Annotated in this window: 23 protein-coding genes and 1 pseudogene; 18 read left to right on the forward strand and 6 right to left on the reverse strand. The window is 57.5% G+C overall.

All coding sequences use genetic code 11. The features are described from left to right. Nucleotides 1-66 precede the first annotated feature (66 nt). From fliH to REH59_RS07845, 16 genes and pseudogenes are all read left to right on the forward strand, one after another. Nucleotides 67-861: a flagellar assembly protein FliH gene (gene fliH / locus REH59_RS07770; RefSeq protein WP_014860290.1), complete on the forward strand. Its 795-nt coding sequence runs from the start codon at nt 67-69 to the stop codon at nt 859-861. Continuing rightward, nucleotides 851-2,206: a flagellar protein export ATPase FliI gene (gene fliI / locus REH59_RS07775; protein ID WP_012051628.1), complete on the forward strand. Its 1,356-nt coding sequence runs from the start codon at nt 851-853 to the stop codon at nt 2,204-2,206. Before fliH ends, fliI begins: the two co-directional genes overlap by 11 nt. Nucleotides 2,207-2,212: 6 nt before the next feature. Further along, the gene (gene fliJ, locus REH59_RS07780; protein WP_003254427.1) at nt 2,213-2,665 is read left to right on the forward strand and encodes a flagellar export protein FliJ; all 453 of its coding nucleotides are present in this window, start codon (nt 2,213-2,215) and stop codon (nt 2,663-2,665) included. Between the two features lie 309 nt (nt 2,666-2,974). Further along, nucleotides 2,975-3,283: an STAS domain-containing protein gene (locus REH59_RS07785; protein WP_014860289.1), complete on the forward strand. Its 309-nt coding sequence runs from the start codon at nt 2,975-2,977 to the stop codon at nt 3,281-3,283. Between the two features lie 8 nt (nt 3,284-3,291). After that, nucleotides 3,292-4,983 carry a fused response regulator/phosphatase gene (locus tag REH59_RS07790; protein ID WP_003254425.1) on the forward strand — a complete coding sequence of 564 codons (1,692 nt, stop codon included), beginning with the start codon at nt 3,292-3,294 and terminating at the stop codon, nt 4,981-4,983. 48 nt (nt 4,984-5,031) lie between these two features. Then, nucleotides 5,032-5,379, forward strand: a complete 348-nt coding sequence (locus tag REH59_RS07795; RefSeq protein WP_004577674.1) for an Hpt domain-containing protein — start codon at nt 5,032-5,034, stop codon at nt 5,377-5,379. A gap of 70 nt (nt 5,380-5,449) precedes the next feature. After that, on the forward strand, nt 5,450-6,715 hold the full coding sequence (locus REH59_RS07800) for a flagellar hook-length control protein FliK (RefSeq protein ID WP_014860288.1): 1,266 nt from the start codon (nt 5,450-5,452) through the stop codon (nt 6,713-6,715). 157 nt (nt 6,716-6,872) lie between these two features. Next, complete coding sequence (fliL, locus tag REH59_RS07805; RefSeq protein ID WP_003254419.1) at nt 6,873-7,370, forward strand: flagellar basal body-associated protein FliL; 498 nt, start codon at nt 6,873-6,875, stop codon at nt 7,368-7,370. Nucleotides 7,371-7,379: 9 nt separating this feature from the next. Further along, complete coding sequence (gene fliM / locus REH59_RS07810) at nt 7,380-8,348, forward strand: flagellar motor switch protein FliM (protein WP_003254418.1); 969 nt, start codon at nt 7,380-7,382, stop codon at nt 8,346-8,348. A gap of 47 nt (nt 8,349-8,395) precedes the next feature. Beyond that, nucleotides 8,396-8,860 carry a flagellar motor switch protein FliN gene (fliN, locus tag REH59_RS07815; RefSeq protein WP_003254417.1) on the forward strand — a complete coding sequence of 155 codons (465 nt, stop codon included), beginning with the start codon at nt 8,396-8,398 and terminating at the stop codon, nt 8,858-8,860. A gap of 12 nt (nt 8,861-8,872) precedes the next feature. Next, entirely contained in the window at nt 8,873-9,307 is a 435-nt protein-coding gene (fliO, locus tag REH59_RS07820) for a flagellar biosynthetic protein FliO (RefSeq protein ID WP_014860286.1), read from the forward strand. After that, on the forward strand, nt 9,307-10,062 hold the full coding sequence (gene fliP, locus REH59_RS07825; protein WP_003254415.1) for a flagellar type III secretion system pore protein FliP: 756 nt from the start codon (nt 9,307-9,309) through the stop codon (nt 10,060-10,062). The genes fliO and fliP overlap by 1 nt, the downstream gene beginning before the upstream one ends. A 21-nt stretch (nt 10,063-10,083) precedes the next feature. Next, nucleotides 10,084-10,353 (forward strand): flagellar biosynthesis protein FliQ, encoded by a 270-nt coding sequence (gene fliQ, locus REH59_RS07830; protein ID WP_014860285.1) that lies wholly within the window; start codon nt 10,084-10,086, stop codon nt 10,351-10,353. Between the two features lie 7 nt (nt 10,354-10,360). Next, entirely contained in the window at nt 10,361-11,137 is a 777-nt protein-coding gene (fliR, locus tag REH59_RS07835; protein ID WP_014860284.1) for a flagellar biosynthetic protein FliR, read from the forward strand. Nucleotides 11,138-11,139: 2 nt separating this feature from the next. Continuing rightward, a complete protein-coding gene (gene flhB, locus REH59_RS07840; protein ID WP_265536618.1) occupies nt 11,140-12,282 on the forward strand; it encodes a flagellar biosynthesis protein FlhB in 1,143 nt (380 codons plus the stop codon). A 521-nt stretch (nt 12,283-12,803) separates the two neighbouring features. After that, nucleotides 12,804-13,040: pseudogene (locus REH59_RS07845) on the forward strand (FHIPEP family type III secretion protein); the annotation flags it as partial. 180 nt (nt 13,041-13,220) lie between these two features. Here the strand turns inward: REH59_RS07845 and REH59_RS07850 are convergent. From REH59_RS07850 to REH59_RS07870, 5 genes are read right to left on the reverse strand one after another with little or no spacing between them, the layout of a single operon-like run. Beyond that, nucleotides 13,221-14,135: a D-alanine--D-alanine ligase family protein gene (locus REH59_RS07850; RefSeq protein WP_128573664.1), complete on the reverse strand. Its 915-nt coding sequence runs from the start codon at nt 14,133-14,135 to the stop codon at nt 13,221-13,223. After that, the gene (locus REH59_RS07855; protein WP_014860326.1) at nt 14,132-15,295 is read right to left on the reverse strand and encodes a cysteine desulfurase family protein; all 1,164 of its coding nucleotides are present in this window, start codon (nt 15,293-15,295) and stop codon (nt 14,132-14,134) included. Before REH59_RS07855 ends, REH59_RS07850 begins: the two co-directional genes overlap by 4 nt. A gap of 10 nt (nt 15,296-15,305) precedes the next feature. After that, on the reverse strand, nt 15,306-16,184 hold the full coding sequence (locus REH59_RS07860) for an LPD16 domain-containing protein (protein WP_320450466.1): 879 nt from the start codon (nt 16,182-16,184) through the stop codon (nt 15,306-15,308). Between the two features lie 33 nt (nt 16,185-16,217). Then, nucleotides 16,218-17,384 carry a PLP-dependent transferase gene (locus tag REH59_RS07865; RefSeq protein ID WP_014860327.1) on the reverse strand — a complete coding sequence of 389 codons (1,167 nt, stop codon included), beginning with the start codon at nt 17,382-17,384 and terminating at the stop codon, nt 16,218-16,220. A gap of 1 nt (nt 17,385) precedes the next feature. Continuing rightward, nucleotides 17,386-19,014 carry a B12-binding domain/radical SAM domain-containing protein gene (locus REH59_RS07870; RefSeq protein WP_014860328.1) on the reverse strand — a complete coding sequence of 543 codons (1,629 nt, stop codon included), beginning with the start codon at nt 19,012-19,014 and terminating at the stop codon, nt 17,386-17,388. A 93-nt stretch (nt 19,015-19,107) separates the two neighbouring features. Here REH59_RS07870 and REH59_RS07875 point away from each other — a divergent pair, with 93 nt between their 5' ends. Then, complete coding sequence (locus REH59_RS07875; RefSeq protein ID WP_128573665.1) at nt 19,108-20,166, forward strand: D-alanine--D-alanine ligase family protein; 1,059 nt, start codon at nt 19,108-19,110, stop codon at nt 20,164-20,166. Here the strand turns inward: REH59_RS07875 and REH59_RS07880 are convergent. Further along, nucleotides 20,161-20,856, reverse strand: a complete 696-nt coding sequence (locus REH59_RS07880; RefSeq protein ID WP_017148172.1) for a GntR family transcriptional regulator — start codon at nt 20,854-20,856, stop codon at nt 20,161-20,163. The genes REH59_RS07875 and REH59_RS07880 overlap by 6 nt on opposite strands. Before the next feature lie 415 nt (nt 20,857-21,271). On the opposite strand from REH59_RS07880, the gene flhA reads away from it, so the two are divergent. Further along, nucleotides 21,272-23,401 (forward strand): flagellar biosynthesis protein FlhA, encoded by a 2,130-nt coding sequence (flhA, locus tag REH59_RS07885; protein ID WP_003254410.1) that lies wholly within the window; start codon nt 21,272-21,274, stop codon nt 23,399-23,401. Nucleotides 23,402-23,404: the final 3 nt, after the last annotated feature.

Here is a 23,404-nt window from a genome sequence, read left to right on the forward strand (position 1 = left end):
ATTCGCGGGTGAACCCGCTCCTACAAGGGACCGTGTCGGCCGAACATGGTTTGAGAACATGACAGCATGCCCACCAAAGAACACCACCCCAGCGACCTGATCCGCGCCCGCGACCTCGAGGGCGTGGACGTGTGGACGCTGCCCAGCTTCGACCCGGAACCGGAGCCTGCGCCCGAGCCAGAGCCGGAACCCGAGGTCATCGCGGAAGAAGTCGAGGAAGTGCCGCTGGAAGAAGTCCAGCCACTGACCCTGGAAGAGCTCGAAGCCATCCGTCAGGAGGCCTACAACGAGGGCTTCGCCACCGGGGAACGCGAGGGCTTCCACAGCACTCAGCTCAAAGTCCGCCAGGAGGCCGAAGAGGCCCTGAAGGCCAAGCTGGAAAGCCTCGAGCGGCTGATGGCCAACCTGATGGAGCCGATCGCCGAGCAGGACACGCAGATCGAGAAAAGCCTGGTGCACCTGATCGCGCACATGAGCCGTCAGGTGATTGGCCGCGAGCTGCGCAACGATTCCAGCCAGATCACTCAGGTGCTGCGCGAAGCGCTCAAGCTGCTGCCCATGGGCGCGGACAATATCCGCATCCACCTCAACCCGCAGGATTTCGAGCTGGCCAAGGCCCTGCGCGAACGCCATGAGGAGAACTGGCGGCTGTTGGAAGACAGTGCGCTGCTACCGGGTGGTTGCCGCATCGAGACGGCCCACAGCCGTATCGATGCCACCATGGAAACGCGTATCGAAAAAGCGGTGGCGCAGCTGTTCGACCAGTTGCACGACCATTCCCTGCACCCGGCGGCGCCAGACATGACGATAGACCTGGACGCGCCGGCCGAGCGTGCCGTGGACAGCCCAGATGCACCTTGAACGCACCAGTTTCGGCAAGCGCCTCGGCTCTTACGCTGAGGCCATCGCGCTGCCGGCCCAGCCCATCGTCGAAGGCCGCTTGCTGCGTATGGTTGGCCTCACCCTGGAAGCCGAAGGCCTGCGCGCAGCAGTCGGCAGCCGCTGCCTGGTGATCAACGATGACAGTTATCACCCGGTGCAGGTCGAAGCCGAAGTCATGGGCTTTGCCGGGCCCAAGGTGTTTCTGATGCCGGTGGGCAGTATCGTCGGCATCGCGCCGGGGGCCCGGGTAGTGCCGCTGGATGACGGCGGCCGCCTGCCCATGGGCATGAGCATGCTGGGCCGGGTGCTCGACGGCGCCGGCCGTGCGCTGGATGGCAAGGGCGGGATGAAGGCCGAGGACTGGGTGCCGATGGACGGCCCGGTGATCAACCCGCTCAACCGCGACCCTATCAGCAAGCCGTTGGATGTGGGCATTCGCAGTATCAACGGCCTGCTTACCGTCGGCCGTGGCCAGCGGCTAGGCCTGTTTGCCGGTACCGGGGTGGGTAAATCGGTGCTGCTGGGCATGATGACCCGCTTCACCGAAGCCGAAATCATCGTGGTCGGCCTGATCGGCGAGCGGGGGCGCGAGGTGAAGGAGTTCATCGAGCACATCCTCGGTGAAGAGGGGCTCAAGCGCTCGGTGGTGGTGGCGTCGCCGGCCGACGATGCACCGCTGATGCGCCTGCGCGCCGCCATGTATTGCACACGCATTGCCGAATACTTCCGCGACAAAGGCAAGAATGTGCTGCTGCTGATGGACTCGTTGACCCGTTTCGCCCAGGCCCAGCGGGAAATTGCCCTGGCCATCGGCGAGCCACCGGCCACCCGGGGTTACCCGCCATCGGTGTTCGCCAAGCTGCCCAAGCTGGTGGAGCGGGCAGGCAATGGCGAACCTGGCGGTGGTTCGATCACTGCGTTCTATACCGTGCTGTCTGAAGGCGACGATCAGCAAGACCCGATCGCCGACTCGGCGCGGGGCGTGCTAGACGGCCACTTTGTGCTGTCGCGTCGGCTGGCTGAGGAGGGCCATTACCCGGCCATCGACATCGAAGCGTCGATCAGCCGGGTCATGCCCCAAGTGGTCGATGCCGACCACTTGCGCCAGGCGCAGAAGTTCAAGCAACTGTGGTCGCGTCTGTCGCAAAGCCGCGACCTGATCAGCGTGGGGGCTTATGTGGCCGGCGGTGATCCGGAGACCGACCTGGCCATTGCCTTGCAATCGAAGCTGGTTGAGTTCCTGCGCCAAGGCCTGGGCGAGAATGTGGGCATGGCGCAGAGCCGCGAACAGCTGGGGGCGATTTTCACGCCCCCGGCAGGTTGATGAGCCATGGCGCTGCCCGGACGTGCCGCGCGCCTGGCGCCGGTGGTGGACATGGCCGAAGAGGCCGAGCGCAAGGCGGCTCAGCGCCTTGGTCATTTCCAGCAGCAGGTGGCCACGGCCCAGGCCAAGCTGGCCGAGCTGGAGCGCTTTCGCGAGGATTACCAGCTGCAGTGGATCAACCGCGGCGGGCAAGGGGTCAATGGCAGCTGGCTGGTCAATTATCAGCGTTTTCTGGGGCAGCTGGAAACGGCCATGACCCAGCAGCGGCAAAGCCTGGTCTGGCACCAGAACAACCTCAATAACGCCCGGGGTACCTGGCAGCAGGCCTATGCCCGGGTGGAAGGTTTGCGCAAGCTGGTACAGCGCTACCAGGACGAGGCCCGGCGCGCTGAAGACAAGCGTGAGCAGCGCTTGCTGGATGAGCTGTCGCAGCGCCTACCGCGGCAAAACCATCTATAGGTGTTCGCCGCAGGCCTTGCAGCGGAATAATTGGCCCGAAACAAATGCGAGGTCTTGCCCGCGAATGCGGTGGCGGCTGCGACGGTGTATGACCGGGTATGTTGGCTGGCAGGTCCGGCCTATTCGCGGGTGAACCCTCTCCTACCACGGTATTGGGCGACACCACCGATTGATTGTAGGAGCGGGTTCACCCGCGAAGAGGCCGGTACAGGCCATCAAAGCCATGAGCCTGCATCCGCTTGCCTCCCCCACCATCGCCTGCTAAACCTTAAAGCAGTTGGATCCGCCATCATCGAAGGAATCGCTAGCATGGCAGTCGAGACTGATTTTTCGCAGGACGGGAAAAAGCTGACCATCAAGATCAAGGGGCGCTTCGATTTCGGCAAGCATCAGGAGTTTCGCGACGCCTACGAACGCCAGCCCAGGCGGCCGGATTCGGTGGTCGTCGACCTGAAGGACACCACCTACCTCGACAGCTCCGCGCTCGGCATGCTGCTGTTGCTGCGCGACCACGCCGGCGGCGACGAGTCGGATGTGCGGGTAGTGCATGCCAGCTCCGACGTGCGCAAGATCCTCGCCATCTCCAATTTCGAAAAACTCTTCGATATCAGTAGTTGAGCGCCGACATGCCGGCCGAACAGGCGTTAACCGTGCTGGTCGCCGAAGACAGTGCTGTCGATCGCCTTCTGCTTGCGCAGATCGTGCGCCGCCAGGGGCATCAGGTATTCACTGCGGAGAACGGCGAGCAGGCGGTAGCGCTGTACCTCGAGCGGCGCCCGCAACTGGTGCTGCTGGACGCCCTGATGCCGGTCATGGATGGCTTCGAGGCGGCGCGGCAGATCAAGGCATTGGCTGGCGAGGCGCTGGTGCCGATCATTTTCCTGACGTCGCTGAATGAAGAAGAAGGCCTGGTGCGTTGCCTGGAGGCGGGGGGCGATGATTTCATGGCCAAGCCCTACAGTGCGGTGATCCTCGCTGCCAAGATTCGCGCCATGGACCGTCTGCGTCGCTTGCAGGCAACGGTACTGGAACAGCGTGACCAGATCACCCGGCATCACCATCACCTGCTTAACGAGCAGCGGGTCGCCAAGGCGGTGTTCGACAAGGTGGCCCACTCGGGTTGCCTTTCTGCACCCAACATTCGCTACCTGCAATCGCCTTACGCGCTGTTCAATGGCGACCTGATGCTGGCGGCATTTACCCCGGCCGGCGACATGCGTGTGCTGCTTGGCGATTTCACCGGTCACGGCCTGCCGGCGGCGGTCGGCGCCATGCCGATGGCTGAGGTGTTCTACGGCATGACCGCCAAGGGCTACGGCATGGCGCAGATCCTGCGCGAGATGAATGCCAAGCTCAAGCGCATCCTGCCGGTGGACATGTTCTGCTGTGCGCTGCTGCTCAACCTCAGCATGCAGCGCGGCTCGGTGGAGGTGTGGAATGGCGGTATGCCTGATGGCTATCGCCTGTCGGTGGATGGCCAGGTGCTGTCGGCACTGAGTTCGCGGCACCTGCCGCTGGGCATTCTGGCCGCTGAGCGCTTCGATGACAGCACAGAGGTGTTGCCGCTGGCACCGGGCGAGCGCCTGTTGCTGCTGTCAGACGGTGTGCTCGATACCGCCGACGACCAGGAGCGCCTGTTTGGCGTACAGCGCCTGCGAGCGGTGCTGGCCGACAACCGCGACCCTGTGCAGTTGTTCGATGAGCTGATGCTGGCCCTGGAGCGTTTTGGTGGGCAGCCACGCGATGACATCAGCTTGTGCGACATTCGCATGTTCACTGCCGAGGAGCGGGTGCCGGCACCGATGATCTACTCTGATAGTGGCCGCTCCAGCCCGCTGGACTGGTCGCTGAGCTTCGAAGTGCGGGGCGAAAGCCTCAAGCGCTTCAACCCTGTGCCTTACCTGGTGCAGTTGTTGCAAGAAATTCATGGCCTGCGCGCGCGTACCGGCAACTTGCACAGTGTGCTTAGCGAGTTGTATGCCAATGCGCTTGAGCATGGTGTGCTGGGCCTGGACTCACAGCTCAAGCGCGATGTGCAAGGCTTTACCGACTATTACCAGGAGCGCGCCCGGCGCCTGGGCTCGCTGACCGAAGGCTTTGTAAGCATCGATTTCAAGGTTGAACCGCATGGCGGCGGTGGGCGTCTGATGATCGAGGTGCGCGACAGCGGTGCCGGCTTCGACGTGCAGCAAGTGCTTGCGCGGCCTTCGCTGGATCAGGGGCTGAGCGGTCGCGGTCTGAATCTGGTGCGGCAGTTGGCCAGTGACGCGCGCTGGAGTGAAGGCGGGCGTTGCGCGCATGTGGAGTTCGTATGGTGAGCCACGGGTTGGCTCGGGCATAATCTGGCTTGATCAAGGAGTGAACAAGTGACTGACATGCATATTGACCACAAGGTACTCAGTGACCTGCGTGAGGTCATGGAAGATGGCTACCTGCAGTTGGTGCAGACTTTTCTGGACGACTCGGAGCGGCGTCTTGGGCAGTTGCACGCGGCCAAAAGCGCCGAGGAGCTTGGCGCGGCAGCCCACAGTTTCAAGGGCAGCAGCAGCAACATGGGCGCGGTGGCCTTGGCCAGCCTGTGTCAGCAGCTCGAAGAGCGCGCGCGGCGGCCCCCGTTGTACGGTATTGAAGACTTGATCAGCCGCATCGACATGGAGTTCGTCGTGGTGCAGCACTTTTACCGTGGTGAGCAGCAACGTATTTCCGCAGGCTGATACGTGAGTTGGCGCGAGTCTTGCCTGTCTCTGCCCTGATGATTTTTGTTTCTGGCGCGGAGACCGCTCGATGCCTGTCGCACCCAACCCTTTGTTGCAAGCCAATGCCATTGCCAAAACCTCGCGTTCGGCCACCGTGCAGGCGGACAAGCCGCTGCAGGCGCTGGGCGACAAGGGCGATGCCTTTGGCCAGGTGATGGCCAAGCAGGGCCGCGACAAGGTTACCGGGCAGGACGACAAGGTCGCTCAAGCCAAGCCCAAGGACAAACCTGATGCGGCAGCCGGCGGCAAGAAAGACCCGGCTGGCAAAGCTGCAGTTGCCGATGACGGCAACAAGTTGCCAGAAGAGGATTCGGCCCAGGCCGATACGGGTGTGCGTGATGCCAGCCTGGTGGCCGGTCAGGTCACTGATGCCCAGCCCGGCGCGCAACTGATCCAGGCTCAGGCCGAGGCGGTGGCGCCGGTGCTGCAGGCGGCCACGGCGCAAACCCAGGTCGCCGCGGCACTGCCTGAAGAGCCGTCCGCCGAGGAGGCCTTCGATCCGGATGCTGACCCCCTGGCCAACCTGCCAACCCTGCGCTTCGCGCTGGAGCACAGTGCCCAGGCCAAGGGTGGCACCTCGGCACATGCCCTCGATGCTGCCCAGGCTCAGGGCGAGGAAGGGCAGGCGGCCGTCAATACCTTGGCGAATTTGGTCGAGAATACCGATGGCGAAAGCGCCGAATCCGGTGACAAGGCCTTTGGCAGCTTGCTTGAGGACGGCCTGAAAGACACCAAGAGTGCCAGCAGCGACACCCGCATCGATGATTTTGCCAACCGCCTGGCCAGCCTGACCCAGGCGGCCACGGCCAAGACCGCCAATGCCGTGCCGGCCAATGCGAACCCGCTGCATCAGCCATTGCCAATGAACCAGAACGCTTGGGCAGAAGGCCTGGTCAACCGGGTCATGTACCTGTCCAGCCAGAACCTCAAGTCGGCTGATATCCAACTGGAGCCAGCAGAACTCGGTCGCCTCGACATTCGCGTCAATGTTGCGGCGGACCAGGCCACCCAGGTCACCTTCATCAGCGGCCACGCCGGCGTACGTGATGCCCTCGACAGCCAGGTGCATCGCCTGCGCGAACTGTTTGCCCAGCAGGGGTTGGCGCAGCCGGATGTCAACGTGGCTGACCAGTCGCGCGGGCAGCAACAACAGCAGGGGCAGGCGCAGGGCAGCAACCTTTCCGGGGTGGCGGCGCGCCGGGCCGAGCAGGGTGGGGGCGAGGCGGTCGATGGCGTCCGGCCTTTGGAGCAGCAGGTGGTTGTCGGCGACAGTGCGGTCGATTACTACGCCTGATAACGGTTGGCCTGGGCTGGCTCCTTCGCGGGCGTGCCCGCGAAGGAGCCAGCACCGCAAAACCTGCTGGAATCCATCCCCTGCAAAATCTGGCATAACACTTGCTCAAGCCAAGCCATCCTCCCTTGAACCCCCCGATGGACGACGGATTATTGGCATGGCGAAGAGCGAAGCAGTCAAAGACCCCGCCACTAAAGGCAAACTCAAGCTGATCCTGCTGGCCGTCGTCGGCCTGCTGCTGGCGATCGGCCTTTCGGTGGGCGCTACCTGGTTCATCATGCACAAGAGCGAGCCCGCTCCGGCCGCCGAGGCCGCGGCCAGCAACGTCAAGCCAGCGGCGATCTACGAGGCGCTGACCCCGGCCTTCGTGGTCAACTTCAACCAGAACGGCCGCCAGCGCTACATGCAGCTGAGCATCACCCTGCAGGCGCGTAACCAGGCCGACCTGGATGCCCTCAAGGTGCACATGCCGGTGATCCGCAACAACCTGGTGATGATGTTCTCCGGGCAAGGGTTCGACACCCTCGCCAGCAGCCCGGTAGGGCAGGAGATGCTGCGTCAGAAGGCCACTGCGGTGGTCCAGGAAGTGGCGCAGAAGGAAGTCGGCAAGCCGGTCATCGACCAGTTGCTGTTCACCAATTTCGTATTGCAGTAGGAGTCCGCAATGGCCGTACAGGACCTGCTGTCCCAGGATGAAATCGATGCCCTGTTGCACGGTGTCGACGACGGGCTGGTGCAGACCGAGAGTGCATCCGAGCCTGGCAGTATCAAAAGCTACGACCTGACCAGTCAGGACCGTATCGTGCGGGGTCGCATGCCGACCCTGGAAATGATCAACGAGCGCTTCGCCCGCTATACCCGTATCAGCATGTTCAACCTGCTGCGCCGCTCCGCAGACGTGGCCGTGGGTGGCGTGCAGGTCATGAAGTTCGGCGAATACGTGCACTCGCTGTACGTGCCCACCAGCCTCAACCTGGTCAAGATCAAGCCGCTGCGCGGCACTTCGCTGTTCATCCTCGACGCCAAGCTGGTGTTCAAGCTGGTGGACAACTTTTTTGGCGGCGATGGCCGCCACGCCAAGATCGAAGGGCGTGAGTTCACCCCGACCGAACTGCGTGTGGTGCGCATGGTGCTGGACCAGTGTTTCGTCGACCTCAAGGAAGCCTGGCAGGCGATCATGCCGGTCAGCTTCGAGTACATGAACTCCGAGGTCAACCCGGCCATGGCCAACATTGTCGGCCCCAGCGAGGCGGTGGTGGTGTCCACCTTCCACATCGAACTGGACGGTGGCGGCGGCGATCTGCACGTGACCATGCCGTACTCGATGATCGAGCCGGTGCGGGAAATGCTCGACGCCGGTTTCCAGTCGGACCTGGACGACCAGGACGAGCGCTGGGTCAAGGCCCTGCGCGAGGACGTGCTGGACGTGGCCGTGCCAATGACCGCCACGGTCGCCCGACGCCAGCTGAAGCTGCGCGACATCCTGCACATGCAGCCGGGTGACGTGATCCCGGTGGAGCTGCCGGAGCACCTGGTGCTGCGCGCTAACGGGGTACCAGCGTTCAAGGCGCGGCTGGGCTCGCACAAGGGCAACCTGGCCCTGCAGATCATTGACCCGATCGAACGCCGCTGACGGTGTGCCGGTCGCTTACAACGAATTGAATGCCTGTCGAGGAAATCATGGCTAACGAAAACGAGATCACCTCCCCAGAGGACCAGGCACTGGCCGATGAGTGGGCCGCAGCGTTGGAAGAAACCGGTTCTGCCGGCCAGGCCGACATCGATGCACTGCTGGGCGGGGACACCGGCAGCAGCGGCCCGGGCCGCCTGCCGATGGAAGAATTCGCCAGCTCGCCGAAGCCGAACGAAAATGTCAGCCTCGAAGGCCCGAACCTGGACGTGATCCTGGACATCCCGGTGAACATTTCCATGGAGGTGGGCAGCACCGAGATCAACATCCGCAACCTGCTGCAGCTCAACCAGGGCTCGGTGATCGAGCTCGACCGCCTGGCCGGGGAGCCGCTCGACGTGCTGGTCAACGGTACGCTGATCGCCCATGGCGAAGTGGTCGTGGTCAACGAAAAGTTCGGCATCCGCCTGACCGACGTGATCAGCCCCAGCGAACGTATCAAGAAGCTGCGCTGAGTGAAGGGCACGATGCGCGCTATCGCCGTGGCAGCGGTGCTGTTCGCCAGCCACGCCTGCCTGGCTGCGGCCACGCCAGCGGCCACCCCGGCGGCTCAACCTGGCAGTCTCGGCGGGCAGCTGGCGCAGATGGTCTTGGGCCTGCTGCTGGTGGTGGGCCTGATCTTCTTCCTGGCCTGGCTGCTGCGGCGCCTGCAGAGCACTGCTGTGAAGGGTGGGCAGGTGATCGAGATTGTCGGCAGCCGTGCCATCGGCCCGCGTGACCGCCTGCTGCTGGTGCAGGTGGGCAAGGAGCAGATCCTGATAGGCCATACCCCCGGCACCATCGAGGCCCTGCACGTACTGGCCGAACCCGTGGAAGTGCCGGCAAGCGTCCGTCAGGCGACGCCGGAGTTTGCCCAGCGGCTGATGGAGCTGATGGGCAAGGACCCTAAGGACAACAAGTGATGAGCGGCGCGCTGCGTACGTTGTTGACTCTGGCGCTGCTGCTGGCTGCGCCGCTGGCCCTGGCCGCCGACCCGCTGTCGATCCCGGCCATCACCCTGTCCAACACCCCGGACGGGCAACAGGAATATTCGGTCAGCTTGCAAATCCTGCTGATCATGACCGCGCTGAGCTTCATCCCGGCGTTCGTCATTCTGATGACCAGCTTTACCCGCATCATCATCGTGTTTTCGATTTTGCGCCAGGCCCTGGGCCTGCAGCAGACGCCGTCGAACCAGCTGTTGACCGGCATGGCGCTGTTTCTGACCATGTTCATCATGGCGCCGGTGTTCGATCGGGTGAACCAGGACGCGCTGCAGCCGTACCTGAAGGAGCAGATGACTGCCCAGCAGGCGATCGACAAGGCCCAGGGCCCGCTCAAGGACTTCATGCTGGCGCAAACCCGGCAGAGCGACCTTGACTTGTTCATGCGCCTGTCCAAGCGCACCGACATCGCCGGCCCCGACCAGGTGCCGCTGACGATCCTGGTGCCGGCATTCGTCACGTCGGAGCTCAAGACCGCGTTCCAGATCGGGTTCATGATCTTCATCCCGTTCCTGATCATCGACATGGTCGTGGCCAGTGTGCTGATGGCCATGGGTATGATGATGCTGTCGCCGCTGATCATCTCGCTGCCGTTCAAGATCATGCTGTTCGTGCTGGTGGATGGCTGGGCGCTGATCATGGGTACCCTGGCCAGCAGTTTTGGTGGAGTGTGAAGCCGTGAAGGAGAGCTGTACATGACCCCCGAAGTTGCCGTCGACCTGTTTCGCAGCGCGCTGTGGCTGACAACCCTGATGGTGGCGGTGCTGGTGGTACCAAGTCTGTTGGTGGGGTTGCTGGTGGCGATTTTCCAAGCCGCAACGCAGATCAACGAACAGACCCTGAGCTTCTTGCCGCGCTTGCTGGTGATGCTGATTACCTTGATTGTTGGCGGGCCTTGGTTGGTGCAGAAGTTCATGGAGTACATGACAGGACTCTACTCCAGCATCCCGCACTTGATCGGTTGAGGCGCCCATGCTGGAGTTGACTGACGCACAGATCGGCACCTGGGTCGCCACGTTCATGCTGCCGCTGTTCAGGGTGGTTGCGATGATGATGGTCATGCCGATTCTTGGCACTCGGATGCTGCCATCTCGGGTTCGCCTGTACGCGGCGGTAGCGATAACCGTTGTAATCGTGCCAGGCTTGCCGCCCTTGCCGGAGTTCGACCCACTGAGCGTGCAGGGCCTGTTGTTGTGCGCCGAGCAGATCATTGTTGGCACGTTGTTCGGGTTGTCGCTGCAGTTGCTGTTCCAGGTATTTGTGCTGGCCGGGCAAATCGTGGCGATACAAATGGGTATGGCGTTCGCGTCGATGGTCGACCCTGCCAACGGCGTAAACGTCGCCGTGATCAGTCAGTTCATGAGCATGCTGGTCAGTGTGCTGTTCCTGCTGATGAATGGGCATCTGGTGATGTTCGAGGTTCTTACGGAGAGCTTCACCACATTGCCGGTGGGCAATGCCCTGATGATCAATCATTTCTGGGAGATCGCTGGGCGGTTGAGCTGGGTATTCGGTGCCGGCTTGTTATTGATTTTGCCGGCTATCGCCGCGCTGCTGGTGGTGAACGTTGCCTTTGGCGTAATGACGCGCGCTGCGCCACAACTGAACATTTTTTCCATTGGCTTCCCGTTGACCTTGGTCATGGGCATGCTGATCTTCTGGATTGGCTTGGCCGATATCCTTTCACATTACCAGGCATTGGCCAGCGAGGCGCTGCAGTGGCTGCGTGAGCTGGCAAGGGCGCGCTAAGCATGGCAGAAAGCGAGAGCGGTCAGGACAAGACAGAAGACCCCACCGACAAACGCAAGCGCGATGCGCGTGAAAAAGGAGAGATTGCCCGTTCAAAAGAGCTGAACACCGTCGTATTGACCCTGGGGGGGGCAGGTGCATTGTTGACATTCGGCGGGCATCTGGCCGAGACCTTGCTGACATTGATGCGCATGAATTTTAGCCTCACCCGGGATGTGATCGTCGACGAGCGGGCAATGGGCGCTTTCTTGCTGGCGTCTGGCAAGATGGCGATTTGGGCGGTGCAGCCGGTGCTGGGGCTGCTGTTCGTGCTTGCACTCATCGGTCCCGTGGCCTTGGGTGGGTTTCTGTTCTCGGGCAGTCTGCTGCAACCCAAGTTTAGCCGCATGAGCCCGTTGTCTGGCATCAAGCGGATGTTTTCGCTTAATTCAGTGACTGAACTGCTAAAAGCGGTTGCCAAATTTTTCGTGATTTTGGTCGTGGCGCTGGTGGTATTGAGCCATGATCGGCAGGCGTTGCTGGCGATCGCCAACGAGCCTTTGGAGCAAGCGATCATCCATGCTGTACAGGTGGTGGGTTGGAGTGCCTTGTGGATGGCGGCAGGGCTATTGCTGATTGCGGCAGTAGACGTGCCGTTTCAGCTGTGGCAGACCCAGCAAAAACTCAAGATGACCAAGCAGGAAGTGCGTGACGAGTACAAGGACAGCGAAGGCAAGCCCGAGGTCAAACAGCGTATTCGCCAGCTGCAGCGCGAGGCTTCGCAGCGGCGCATGATGGCGGCGGTGCCTGATGCAGACGTGATCATCACCAACCCGACGCATTATGCGGTGGCCTTGCAATACGACCCGGAGAAGGGTGGGGTGGCGCCTCTGTTGCTGGCCAAGGGCACCGACTTCATTGCCTTGAAGATCCGCGAGATTGGCGTGGAGCACAAGGTCCAGATTCTCGAGTCGCCAGCGCTGGCGCGGGCGATCTATTACTCCACCGAAATTGAGCAGGAAATCCCTGCTGGCCTGTACCTGGCGGTGGCCCAGGTGTTGGCGTATGTGTTCCAGATTCGCCAATACCGATCCGGCAAAGGCAAGCGCCCAGAGCCGCTGAAAGACGACCTGCCGATCCCGCCGGACCTGCGCCGCGACAGTTGACCTTGTATCACGGCTTCTTGCCCTTTCGCGGGTAAACCCGCTCCTACCACGGTGTTGGACACATCTCGGCGGTTGGGCACAGCCCGTCGTAGGAGCGGGTTTACCCGCGAAGAGGCCGGACCTGCTGGCCAATCTCCACCCGCCGTTCACCGTTGCCGCGGCTACCGTATTCGCGGGTAAACCCGCTCCTACCACGGTGGTGAACACCTGTCGGTGGTTGGGCGCAGGCCGTCGTGTAGGAGCGGGTTCACCCGCGAAAGGGCCGGGCCTGCTGGCCAATCCCCACCCGCCGTTCACCGTTGTTGCCGCTACCGTATTCGCGGGTAAACCCGCTCCTACACAGATTGGTGGTGGACACCTGTCGGTGGTTGGGCACAGGCCGTCGTGTAGGAGCGGGTTCACCCGCGAAAGGGCCGGCACCAGCAACATAAATCTCCCGTCGAGCAAAGTTGGAAGGCTTCTTGCAAAGCCACGCCCAGGCGCCCCCTGGGCGTCAAAGTTTTGCATCAAGAGGACTCGCGGTGGATCGCACTCAGTTAATCAGCAACGCCCGCAACAACCTGGCCGGGCTCGGCCGGGGCAACCTGGGTGTGCCGCTGTTACTGCTGGTGATGTTGGCAATGATGATGTTGCCGATACCGCCGTTCCTGCTCGACGTGTTCTTCACCTTCAACATCGCCCTGTCGATCGTGGTGCTGCTGGTCTGTGTATACGCCCTGCGTCCGCTCGACTTTGCGGCGTTCCCGACCATTCTGCTTTCCGATTCCGCCGGATTTGCGGCGTGACAGTTGAAAGTTTCTTGACCGTTTCTGGGATTGCTCAAGATCGAGCGCCGTTTGAGCGGCGCTTAATCTCAATTGGGTGATCAATAAATTACCATCCGAAAAACACCAACGACATCCAATAGCCTGATGGTACGAATTATACTTGTTGTTCGGTCAGCAGTATTGGCTAGGATCCAAGTTGTTTAAGATAAGTACCAGTTTGTCAAATTCGATACCATGTTGCTGGCATGCTTTCGGAAAAAGACTATGGCTTGTAAGCCCGGGAAGGGTGTTAAGCTCAATAAGGTACGGCTCTGTGTTGTGGACGATGAAGTCTGCTCTAAAGTAATCAAGCTCAAGTGCCTCAGCGATAGCAGAGCAGTAGTTGGTGACTAGTTGATGGGTGCTCCTGTCTAGGATGGTGAGGGTGGCATTCGTCTTGGTGGATATGAATTTCGCATCATAAGAGAAGAAATCACTCTCAAATTCAACTGTATAGATGGGTAGCGTGGATTTGTTTAAATAGCATACGGATAACTCGGGCCCACTTATAAATTCTTCTATTAGAATTCCAGTGTGAAATTTTGCTGCTGCGTTTATAGCAGGCTGGAGGTCAGCTTTGAGGTCGCGGACCAGAGACACACCGAAGCTACATCCTTCACGGTTAGGTTTGACGATGCAGGGTGTTCCTAGACGTTCACTGATTTCTTCAAAACAAACGTCATCACCGTTTTTCGAGTAAAGATAGTTTGCGACATTTATTCCAAGTCCTCTTGCAATATGCTTCGTTAGAAGCTTGTCCATGCAGATTGCGCTGGCCTGAGGAGAAGGGCCATTATATGGGATCCCTAGTCCTTCTAAATATGCTTGTGCCATCCCGTTTTCAGCGAAACCGCCATGAAGCGCCAAAAAGACTCTGGTGAATTTAGCGAGGTCCAGACTAAGCAGTTCTCTATAGTCCGAAATGGTGAAAATCTCATGGCTGATTTGGAGGGTTTTCAACGATTGTGAGACAGCTTCGGAAGTTTGAAGGGAGACCTCCCGCTCCGAGGAGTTTCCACCCGTTATAATTGCAATATTTTCAATCATTTCATTTGCCCCCTATGATTTAAGTGGATAAGCTGAAGCACCTTTTGTGAAAGCGATTCTGCACCTGCTCGAACGGTTTTGATGTCCATGTCGCTGGTAAAGGATAAGCGGATCGCACTGTTGGCCCTCATTGCGCTGTGCCCAATCCCGGTGATGACGTAAGAGGGGGAAAGATTGTTAGAGTTGCAGGCTGATCCGGAAGAGATGCAGACGTTTCTCAAGCAACTAATCAAGGTTTCTGAGCGCATCCCAAGAATGGAAATATTCAAGATGTGAGGTGTCGAAACAGCGTCTGGAGAATTAATTAGGAACGCGATGTCATGCTTGTTTAGTGTTTCAAGTATTGCATTCCTCAGTTGTTTCGCAGCGGACCATGAGGCAGGGTAATCCTTGTTCTTTAGTCGACGTGCCGCAGCGCCGAATCCGGCGATCAGTTGAGTGGGAAGTGTGCCGCTACGGAGTGAAGATTGACCGCCGCCAAATGTGAGAGGACGCAAACGAGAAAAGCTGGAGGAAGAAACATAGAGGGCGCCGATGCCCTTTGGCCCTTCGATTTTATGGGCTGAAATCGAAGCGCAATCTACGCCAAGTTCTTTGACGTTGATAGGTAGCTTGCCCAACGCTTGAGCGGCATCGATATGGAAAAGTGCATTTGAGTTTTCTAATGCCTTTTTGATTTCTAGAAGGTTTTGAAATGTGCCTATTTCGGAATTCACATAAGAAATAGAGAGCAGTGATGTGTTTTCATCCAGTAGGCTGTTTAGATGCGTTAGATTGACTCGTCCGTCTGAATCGATTTTCATTCGTCGAATCTCTATGTTGCGTTTTTCTAATTCTTCTGCGGCTAAAAGACTGGATTTGTGGTCGATAGGGTATATAATTATATTGCTTCTTGCGGTGGTGGCGCTTCCAAGAATCGCAATGTTATTGCTTTCCGTGGCGCCAGATGTGAAAACTATTTCAGCCGGTGTGCAGCCTAGTAGCTCAGAAATATGTGAAGCACTTTCAAAGACAGCACTCCGTGCAAGACGGCCTAGAATGTGCGCAGATGAGGGGTTTCCGTAGTTGATGTTGTCATATTTCGCCATTTCCTTTATGACGTCATCAGCGCACGGAGTAGTGGCTGCAGCATCTAGATAGATTACCGAGTCTGGTTGCATGGCTGGCCTCTCAAGTTCTATAGGTGACGATATGGATGCCTTTGCTGTATATTTCTTCGGTCGTGAGCTCCCCGCTCCCTCCCAGATCTGCCACCAATATGCTTACAGGATCGAACTCGTAAAGTGAGAGGGCGATCTCAACTCCCTTTCTAATTGGAGCATGGCATTCATTTGGGGCGAGGAGAATCAAAAGCCGAGCGCCTGCTCTGTAGGCTTCGGAAATCATTTCTGTTATTTCACCTGCGCAACCGGTCATGCCGCAACTGACCAGTGGTAAAGGTGTGCCCGAAGAGTCAGTGAATGAAATCTCGGACATTTCTGGTTGATCTGGAATACATCGTTTCTCGAGTTTTCCTTGCTTCACCAGTCGAGAAGCCTCATTTTGAAAGCGATTTTTCAACCATGTCTCGGGGAAACAAAGTGTATGTTTGCGACTGGGTGTGATATTTTTTGTAGTGACGATTGAGGATGAGTTAAGGTGCGTGAGGTAGCTTGTTGGAAGTTGCTTGAAGTGGTTGTAAAATTCGGCCCTATAGTCTTGAGTGATTTTGTCGCTTGGGACGTATTGCCAATCGTTGATCAAAAGGAGTAGGTTTCCGCTTTGGTTATTCTTGACTATATGGTGCTCTGCGAATTCTATAGCTAACTTCCAAGAATAGGTGGGAAATATGCCCACTCGCTCCTTGATTTGTGCTTTTAATGTAGGGTCTTGTATGTCCTCAAAGACTCCTGGTGCCAGTCGATCGCTCTGTTTGTCATAAAATAGCATGAGGTGGCCGGCCATGATGTGAGCGGCATTCAAGGGTTCGGCATCCATGAAGTTGAAAATGCGACTTTTTAGCTCGGCTTCTGTAAATGCAAAGCTTTCATGTGTTGTTATTTTTTTCATAATTTATCCTTGCGGGTAGTTTTGGGGTGAGGGTTATTGAGTAAATGCATTGGTAAGATCGCGAGTTAATTCGTCTGGGTCTTCAAGTCCGAGATATATCCTTGCGCACTCACTGTTAATGCCTAGTCTTTTTGCTGAGGGCATGTCGCGAGTATCAATAAGATTGACGAGGCTTGTCGTGCCGCCCCATCCATAGCCGATCTTTATTAGGTTTAGTCGGTTCAGGCGAGATATCAGTTCGTTGCGAGAGCATGAAAATTCAGCGGTGAAAAGGCTGTTGAATCCATAGATCATCGAGTTTTGTAGGTGGAGCTCAGTGTTTTGGAGAATGGGATGTATTGCCTGTTTTAAAAGAGGCAGTGGCTTGAGGCTTCTAAGTACCTTGCGAGTCGTACTCATTTGAAATGATAGGCGAGCGCCGAGCGTGCTGATTGATCGAATTGCTGCTGAGCAGGCGTGTGAGCTCACATGGTTGCCCGTTAATGCGGAGGTGGTTTTAAGGTTTACATACAGATCTTTTCGCTTGGTTATTAGTGCTCCGAGAGAGATGCCCTCTACAGCCCCGTGGTATTTGCTCATTGAAATCAAGCTGATGTCCGCGCCGAGTGATAAGGGGTGGTGAAATAGTGATGCTGCCCATGTGTTGTCGGCCACAATCAGCGCTGGGTGGTCGTGTCTTGATTCGACGATCGCACTAATATTCATGACCTCGTACGTGAATGCGCCTGGGTTTTCAAATATGATTAATTTTGTCTTTAGAGTTAGTTTATTTTTTAGAGTCGCGGCTTCGCTAGGTGTGAAGTATTCAATTTTTACACCAATATTTTCAAAGTGATTCAGCAGCCATCGTGTGGAGTAAACGATGGTGTCTCCAGCAAGTACGTGATCACCTGGTTTCACGAATGTTGTCAGCAACAGGTTGAAGGCGGACTGCCCGGAAGGTGTTAAGACTGCGAACTTGCCCTTCTCGAGGTCGGCTACCCGCTGAGAAAGTTGTCGAGTCGTTGGTGTGTCAACGCCGCCATAGTACAGACCACTGAAAAGATCATTGTCTATGTCTGCTAGGCTTTCTTCATTGATGGGTGGCAGCTGATCAAAGGTGTCGACTAAATAGCTGGTGCACTCCATGGCTGGCGTTTGTGTGGATTGGATTCCTCCTGTGGGGAAGAGGCCAACCTGGGCCAGTTTACTACGTGTCATCTCAGGCATCGCTTGCCTCGAACTCATTGAGAAGAAGGATTATTTCTTTAACTTCGCCAACCTGAGGTGCACAGACATTGGGTAAGGGATATTCGAGGGAGGCTTCACCGAATCTATGGAAATACTCCAGCAGTTCACCTTCGGGAGTGCCCCAGCGCAGGTAATTTTCATTCTCGCTTTCGCGGCTACTCCGCAGTGGGTGCTGGACCGCCCAGTTTGCACTTAAGGTAATAGGCTGTCCTGTCTCCTGCTTAAGCTTTATGAGTCCATTAAGCAAGTTTCGGCGACTGATATGTGCTTCACCCAAGCCAAAAAGTAATGCGCACCCGCAATCGATATGATTTGCAGCCATAAAGTCCAGAGCTTGTAAGAATCGGTCTTTCCACGTTTGTTTATTGCCATCAACGTCTTTGCTCATGCCCCCAATTTCTTGTGGTTCAAGCGTTTCGAGTCCGATGAATATATACCTAAGGCCACATTTGGCTAGCCTTTGAATAACGTCCTTTTTTCTAAGAATCTGATCGATCGTGAATTGGCCTCCGAAAATGACTTCTAAAGGGGCTTTCTCAAGTAATTGACACAACTGTGTGATTGCGACTGGGCTACCGCTAAGGAATATCGAATCTTCGACGAATGCGCTTGCCCCCTTGCTGGGGTGATCTTGCATTACTGCGCTAACTGTCTCGTTGAGTTGATTGTAGAGTCGTCGTGGGGCGCCTTGTATGTCCTGGATGTTTCCGGCAATGCTGCGGCGTTCACTGCAAAAATTACAATCATAGATACACCCAGGCCCAGTATCGCTGAATATATGTGAGGTCATGCGCCCCTCGAAAACATCAAATGAAGCGGTGACCCCAAATGTACCGACCGCTGAGGGTAATTCGTCGCGCTTCAGAGGTACGCCATCACTTACAAGTGTGTTATCGATGCGTGGGAAGTCAGCGATCCATCGCCCTTCAGTTTTCATATCCAGGTTTTCTGCAATGAACGTCGCTGGGCTTTGATTGCAGCGACTAAAAAGCTCGCCAATCTCTGCAATCAATTTTTCCGCCTCTCCGGAAATTATGACGTCAAATAGTGGAGGGATTTCACACTCTCTGATAAGGCGCCCCGGCGAGGCTCTATGGTGTTTGACGAGGGAGGGTAGCCTCTTTCTTTCGTCAGCAAGGTATATCGTTTCATTAACGTGCCGCCCACCCAGTACGATGAGTAATCTATCGCCGAACATTTTTCTAGCGACTTTTGCACATTCCACTGCGCCAGGCATGCAGAGCGTCATGGCGCCAATGAATAGAATGTTGGGTCGAGATGCTTGTATTAAATTTTCATAGCGATGCATGTCATCCAGTGAGTACATGAGCAAAAAATGCTCTCTCAACTTTTTGTCGAGTCGCCCCCAGTTGCTGTTTCCCCAAGCACCTTTCCTATGTTTAGCGAGGCTTGCCGCATAGCGGCATGCGTTAAAGAGGCTGACAGGGTCAGTGCTGTTCAAAGCCCTGCCTGATTTGTGGCCGCTGATGCATTCCGGCGCCGAGACCGCGATCGCTCGAATCTGTAGATGAGGCGTGACGATTTTGGGGGCGGACGACCGCTCGCCCAGGGTCGCCCCCTTAGTGATTTGCAAAGGCATGCTCTTCCATTCCTGAATATCGGCAAATGCCGTTGTTATTTTTTTTGGATATTGGATACAGTAGCCAAAATCTCCTGACTGAGGCCTGTCGAAATGAAACAAAATGTGATCGCACTGGTTTTTGGGGGGCGGAGCTCAGAGCATTCAGTGGCGCTACGCTCCGCCGCTACAATCCACGCGGCGCTGATGGCTCTCGGTCACAGGGTGCACTGTGTAGGGATAGATCGTGAGGGCAACTGGAGGTATCAAGGAGAGCCGTGCCAGTTCCCTGGTGCGGTTGATCGGTCGGCTCCGTTGATTTCAATTCGTCCAGGCCATCGCTCGCTCTCATACACAACTCAAGAGAGCGGCACGGTGGAGATTGGGATCGATTTGCTTTTCCCGGCACTGCATGGTCGGTGGGGGGAGGATGGAACAATTCAAGGATTGGCAGCGATGTGCGGTTTGCCGTGTGTGGGCTCCGGGGTGCTAGGTTCGGCAATGGCCATGGATAAAGATGTCACAAAGAGAATGGTCCAGTCTGCCGGGCTTGTTGTGGGGCCTTGGCTGGCCATGAACTCCATGCGTCCTTGGGAGGAACTGGTTGAGTGCCTGGGTAGCAGCACGCTCTTCGTAAAGCCCGCTACTTCGGGCTCATCGATTGGTGTGTCTAGGGTCTCCAACGCCTTGGAATATGCTGCGGCATTTGCTATTGCAGCACGAGAAGACACAAAGGTGCTGGTGGAGGCTGCTGTCTGTGGAAGAGAGATAGAGTGTGGTGTGCTCGAGCTTGAGGAGGGTTTGATGGCCTCGGTGGTGGGTGAAATAATCAAAAAGGAAGGGCACGCCTATTACGATTATCAGGCGAAATACGATTCCAACAGTGTGACAGGTCTTCGTGTGCCAAGCTTGTTGCCACCTGACATTGTCGCGCGCATCCAGGCTTTATCTGTCCAGGCGTTTAGATGCCTTGAACTGAAGGGGTACGCCAGGGTGGATTTTTTCTTGACAGAAGAGGGTGAGATTATTCTCAATGAGATCAATACCTTACCCGGATTTACGAGTGCCAGTATGTACCCGAAGATGTTTGAGTGCTCCGGTTACCCTCCGCCGAAGTTGGTAGGAGCGCTAGTCGAATATGGGCTCTCATCAGCATCTAAAGAACGTTTATGACACGTCCTGCCGACGCCGCTTCTCAAGAAACGTAACGATTGCATCTCGTCCCTCGGCAAGGTGCTCGGCTAAAAATTGCTTGGCGGCTTCGCGATCACCCTTGGCGCAAGCGCTCAAAATGCTTTTATGATCCTGTTGCGATTTCTTGTGATAGTCGAGATTTGTCAACAAAAAACGAAGATGGCGATCCACCGAGTCATGAAGGGACTTAATTAATGCAAGTAACCTGGGGCGCTTTGCTTTTGAATAAAGAAAGTGATGGAATTTTTCATTGAGTTCGCTAAGGTGGTGCGGGTCGGTGGCATGCTCCATGGCAGATATGAGTTCGTACATCTGCGCCAGATCATTTTCTACGATGTTGTCAAAACCAAAGTCCAAGGCGGTGCATTCTGCCATGATCCGCATATCATAGATCTCGACAATGTCTTCAATCGTCATGATCGCTACAGAGGCCCCTTTATGGACTTCGTAGGTAACAAGCCCTTCGGCCTCCAACTGCCTTATGGCGTCCCTTATCGGCATTCGACTCAAACCGAATTTTGAGGCTAGCTCTTCTTGGCGCAAAGCCGTACCTTCGGCTATTGCGCCAGAAAGTATGCCTTCGCGTAGCGACTCGACTACATAATCCATCGCGGTTTTATGGCGATGTTTGTCAGGAACGATAAAGCTATCGAGAGAGTTTGCCACCATGTTCTCCGGGTCAAGCGATGTAGTCAAAAGCGCTGGCGAAGGTATCACAGACTCACTAGAGCTACCAATCGAGTAATTGGCATGATGTTCATGCCTTTGAGCAGTCATTGGCTCCCTACATCCGCATAGAAACCATGAGCTTTTGCATGATCAAGTCGCTCAGAATTTTTTTGCAGTGGGCCTCCCTCTCTTTGGCTTTTCAAGAGGTTCAGCCTTGGGCCTTTGCCGTTGAGGCGAGTGGGGCGGGAGGTCTCGTTTCTCTCGGTGATTGCCTGCTGATGAGCCATCAGCCAACGCGATGGAGTTCGCCCGGTTCATCTTTTCGTGTGGGTGTCAGCCAAAGTTGGAAAGCTTCTTGCAGAGCCACGCCCAGGCGCCCCCTGGGCGTCAAAGTTTTGCATCAAGAGGACTCGCGGTGGATCGCACTCAGTTAATCAGCAACGCCCGCAACAACCTGGCCGGGCTCGGCCGGGGCAACCTGGGGGTGCCGCTGTTGCTGCTGGTGATGTTGGCAATGATGATGTTGCCAATACCGCCGTTCCTGCTCGACGTGTTCTTCACGTTCAACATCGCCCTGTCGATCGTGGTGCTGCTGGTCTGTGTATACGCCTTGCGCCCGCTCGACTTTGCCGCGTTCCCCACCATCCTGCTGGTGGCCACGTTGTTGCGCCTGGCCCTGAACGTGGCGTCCACCCGTGTGGTCATGCTGCATGGCCAGGAGGGCCACGGCGCTGCCGGTAAAGTGATCCAGGCCTTCGGTGAGGTGGTGATCGGCGGTAACTACGTGGTCGGTGCCGTGGTGTTCGCCATCCTCATGATCATCAACTTCGTGGTGGTGACCAAGGGTGCCGGGCGTATCTCGGAAGTGAGTGCGCGTTTCACCCTCGACGCCATGCCCGGCAAGCAGATGGCCATCGACGCCGACCTCAATGCCGGCCTGATCGACCAGGCTCAGGCCAAGCACCGCCGTGCCGAGGTGGCGCAGGAGGCCGAGTTCTACGGTTCGATGGACGGTGCCAGCAAGTTCGTGCGCGGCGACGCCATCGCCGGCTTGCTGATCCTGTTCATCAACCTGATCGGTGGCATGCTCATCGGCATGCTGCAGCACAATATGTCGTTCAGCGAGGCCGGCAAGGTCTATGCCCTGCTGACCATTGGTGACGGTTTGGTGGCGCAATTGCCATCACTGCTGCTGTCCACCGCCGCCGCGATCATGGTCACCCGTGCTTCAGGCTCTGAAGACATGGGCAAGCTGATCAATCGGCAGATGTTCGATTCGCCCAAGGCGCTGGCGGTGTCGGCGGGGCTGATGATCGTCATGGGCCTGGTGCCGGGCATGCCGCACATTGCCTTCCTCAGCCTCGGCCTGATGGCGGCCGGCGGCGCCTACCTGGTGTGGAAGAAACAGCAACAGGCCAAGGTCAAAGCCCAGCAAGAGGCGCAGCGTCAGCAGGACCTGCTGCCCTCGCCACAGCGCGCGCTGGAAACCAAGGAGCTGGGTTGGGACGACGTCACCCCCATCGACATGATCGGCCTGGAGGTCGGCTATCGGCTGATCCCGCTGGTCGATCGCAACCAGGGCGGCCAGTTGCTGGCGCGGATCAAGGGCGTGCGCAAGAAGCTGTCGCAGGACCTGGGCTTCCTGATGCCCACCGTGCACATTCGTGACAACCTCGACCTGCAGCCCAGCGCCTATCGCCTGACCCTGATGGGGGTGATTCTGGCCGAGGCGGAGATCTACCCGGACCGCGAACTGGCGATCAACCCTGGGCAGGTGTTTGGCACCCTCAACGGTATTGCCGCGCGCGACCCGGCGTTTGGCCTGGAAGCGGTGTGGATCGACGTCGGCCAGCGCTCACAGGCGCAGTCGCTGGGTTACACCGTGGTCGATGCCAGCACCGTGGTGGCCACCCACCTCAACCAGATCCTGCAGAAACATTGCCACGAGCTGATCGGCCACGAAGAGGTTCAGCAACTGCTGCAGGTGCTTGCCAAGGCATCGCCTAAACTTGCAGAAGAGCTGGTGCCGGGTGTCATTTCCTTGTCGGGGCTGCTCAAGGTGCTGCAAGCCCTGTTGTCGGAACAGGTGCCAGTGCGCGATATTCGCAGTATTGCCGAGGCTATCGCGAACAACGCCGGCAAGAGTCAAGATACCGCCGCACTGGTGGCGGTGGTGCGCGTCGGATTGTGTCGCGCCATCGTGCAAAGCATTGTCGGCGTTGAGTCGGAGCTTCCAGTGATTACCCTGGAGCCAAGGTTGGAACAGATTTTGCTGAATAGTCTGCAAAGGGCCGGGCAGGGTCAGGAAGATGGTGTTCTTCTGGAGCCTAGCATGGCCGAGAAGCTGCAACGTTCGCTGATCGAGGCGGCCCAGCGCCAGGAAATGCAGGGTCAGCCGGCCATCCTGCTGGTCGCCGGCCCGATCCGCGCCATGTTGTCGCGTTTCGGTCGCCTGGCTGTACCGAATTTGCATGTTCTGGCGTATCAGGAAATACCGGACAACAAGCAAGTCACCATCGTTGCCACCGTGGGCCCTAACGGCTGAGGT

This window comes from Pseudomonas sp. BO3-4 (assembly GCF_034044115.1).
Classification (GTDB): domain Bacteria; phylum Pseudomonadota; class Gammaproteobacteria; order Pseudomonadales; family Pseudomonadaceae; genus Aquipseudomonas; species Aquipseudomonas alloputida.